Origin of the sequence: Uliginosibacterium sediminicola (genome assembly GCF_039631295.1) — a bacterium.
In the GTDB taxonomy this organism is placed as follows: Bacteria; Pseudomonadota; Gammaproteobacteria; order Burkholderiales; family Rhodocyclaceae; genus Viridibacterium; species Viridibacterium sediminicola.
Genome location: NZ_JBDIVE010000020.1, coordinates 12,654 through 15,548 on the forward strand (window position 1 = coordinate 12,654; position 2,895 = coordinate 15,548).

2 protein-coding genes and 1 pseudogene are annotated in these 2,895 nt (G+C 58.5%); all 3 read left to right on the forward strand.

The genetic code is table 11. The features are described from left to right. A pseudogene (gene rpsL, locus ABDB84_RS19915) lies at positions 1–69 on the forward strand (30S ribosomal protein S12); the annotation flags it as partial. Between the two features lie 22 nt (positions 70–91). After that, a complete protein-coding gene (rpsG, locus tag ABDB84_RS19920; RefSeq protein WP_345921537.1) occupies positions 92–562 on the forward strand; it encodes a 30S ribosomal protein S7 in 471 nt (156 codons plus the stop codon). Positions 563–684: 122 nt separating this feature from the next. After that, positions 685–2,781 (forward strand): elongation factor G, encoded by a 2,097-nt coding sequence (fusA, locus tag ABDB84_RS19925; RefSeq protein WP_345921538.1) that lies wholly within the window; start codon positions 685–687, stop codon positions 2,779–2,781. Positions 2,782–2,895: the final 114 nt, after the last annotated feature.

Genomic DNA, 2,895 nt, shown 5'->3' on the forward strand with positions numbered 1-2,895 from the left:
CTGCAAGGCGTCAAGGATCGCAAGCAATCCCGCTCCAAGTACGGCGCCAAGCGCCCGAAGAAGTCCTAATCACTGACGAAAGGAGATAGACATGCCCCGTCGTCGCGAAGTACCGAAACGTGAAATCCTGCCCGATCCCAAGTTCGGCAGCCAGGATGTTTCCAAGTTCATCAATGTTCTCATGATTGGTGGTAAGAAGGCTGTGGCCGAGCGCATCATCTACGGCGCGCTGGATCTGATTTCCAGCAAGTCCGGCAAGGATGCCATCGAGGTCTTCCAGACCGCCATCGGCAACGTCAAGCCGGTCGTCGAAGTGAAGAGCCGTCGCGTGGGTGGTGCAAACTACCAAGTGCCGGTTGAAGTGCGTCCGAGCCGTCGTATGGCCTTGTCCATGCGCTGGATTCGCGAAGCAGCACGCAAGCGCTCGGAAAAGTCGATGGCCCAGCGCCTGGCTGGCGAGCTGATCGAAGCGGCCGAAGGCCGTGGCGCCGCCATGAAGAAGCGTGACGAAGTGCACCGCATGGCAGACGCCAACAAGGCGTTCTCGCACTTCCGGTTCTGATCGTTTTCTCGATCCAGACCACTCGGGCCCTGCAAAGGGCTCGAATGCTTTGGGCGGGTGGCTTCTTGTCATCCGCCTGTAGCACACTCTCCCTCTTTTGCTGTCACACAAAGGCGTAGGCCGTGGCTCGTAAGACCCCCATCAACCGATATCGCAACATTGGTATCTCTGCGCACATCGACGCCGGTAAAACGACGACGACTGAGCGCATTTTGTTCTACACCGGTGTCAATCACAAAATCGGTGAAGTGCATGATGGCGCGGCAACCATGGACTGGATGGAGCAAGAGCAGGAGCGTGGCATCACCATCACCTCCGCCGCCACCACCTGTTTCTGGAAGGGCATGGGCGGTAATTTCGACGAGCATCGCATCAATATCATTGATACGCCGGGGCACGTCGATTTCACCATCGAAGTGGAGCGCTCCATGCGCGTGCTCGATGGTGCCTGCATGGTGTATTGCGCCGTCGGCGGTGTGCAGCCGCAGTCGGAGACGGTGTGGCGTCAGGCCAATAAATACGGCGTACCGCGCCTGGCTTTCGTCAACAAGATGGACCGCCAAGGGGCGGACTTCTTCAAGGTTTACAACCAGATGCGCGCGCGTCTGGCGGCCAATCCGGTGCCTATCCAGGTGCCGATTGGCGCAGAAGACAGCTTCACCGGCGTGGTGGATCTGGTGAAGATGAAAGCCATCCTTTGGGATGAGGCTTCGCAGGGCACCAAGTTCCGCTATGTCGAGATTCCCGCTGCGCTGCTGGCAACGGCCAAGGAGTGGCGCGAAAAAATGCTCGAAGCGGCGGCCGAAGCCTCCGAAGAGTTGATGAACAAATACCTCGAAGACGGGGATTTGTCCGAAGCCGAGATCAAGGGCGCGCTGCGCCAGCGCACCATCCGCGGCGAGATCGTGCCGATGCTCTGTGGCACGGCCTTCAAGAACAAGGGCGTGCAGGCCATGCTCGACGCGGTGGTCGAATACATGCCCTCGCCGGTCGACATTCCGCCGGTGGATGGCGTTGATGGGCAGGAGCAGGCTGTCATCCGCAGGGCTGACGATGACGAGAAGTTCTCGGCTCTGGCATTCAAGCTGATGACCGACAAATACGTCGGCCAGCTGACCTTCATTCGCGTTTATTCGGGCGTCCTGCGCTCGGGCGATGCGGTCTACAACCCGATCAAGGGCAAGAAAGATCGCGTCGGTCGTCTGGTGCAGATGCACGCTAATGACCGCCAGGAAATCGATGAGGTGAGGGCAGGGGATATTGCCGCCTGCATCGGCTTGTCCTCGGTGACAACAGGCGAGACGCTGTGCGACCCGGAGGCCGAAGTCACGCTGGAGCGCATGATTTTCCCCGAGCCGGTGATTCACGTGGCGGTTGAGCCCAAGACCAAGGGCGATCAGGAGAAGATGGGCATCGCCCTGGGCCGTCTGGCGCAGGAAGATCCGTCCTTCCGCGTGCGTACCGACGAAGAGTCGGGCCAGACCATCATCTCCGGCATGGGCGAGCTGCACCTGGAAATTCTCGTCGACCGCATGAAGCGCGAGTTTGGCGTCGAAGCCAATGTCGGTGCGCCGCAAGTGGCTTATCGCGAAACCATCCGCAAGACGGTCGAAGATGCCGAAGGCAAGTTCGTCAAACAGTCTGGTGGTCGCGGCCAGTACGGCCATGTGGTGCTCAAGATCGAGCCCAACGAGCCGGGCAAGGGTTATGAATTCGTTGATGCCATCAAGGGTGGCGTGGTGCCGCGGGAGTTCATTCCGGCGGTCGATAAAGGTCTGCAGGAGAGCATCCCGAACGGCGTGCTGGCGGGCTTTCCGGTGGTGGATGTGAAGTGCACGCTGCACTTCGGTTCATACCATGATGTTGACTCCAACGAAAATGCGTTCAAGATGGCGGCCTCGATGGCATTCAAGGAAGGCTGTCGCCGTGCTGGACCGGTTCTGCTGGAACCGATGATGGCTGTTGAAGTTGAAACACCAGAAGAGTTCATGGGTAACGTGATGGGCGACTTGTCGAGCCGTCGCGGGATCGTGCAGGGTATGGAAGATCTGCCGGGCGGTATCAAGGCGATCAAGGCAGAAGTGCCGCTGGCCGAGATGTTTGGTTACTCGACCACGATGCGCTCGCTGTCGCAAGGCCGTGCAACGTACTCGATGGAGTTCAAGCACTATAGTGAAGCACCGAAGAACGTCGCAGACGCCATCATCAACAAGAAGTAATTTTGTTTACCCCTATTTTTTTGAACTAAGGACATTTCATGGCCAAGGAAAAGTTTGAGCGGACGAAGCCGCACGTGAACGTGGGCACGATTGGTCACGTTGACCATGGTAAGA

Bases quoted from the DNA above. Each gene is read 5' to 3' on its own strand.
- rpsG (WP_345921537.1), top strand. From the start codon at position 92: ATGCCCCGTCGTCGCGAAGTACCGAAACGTGAAATCCTGCCCGATCCC.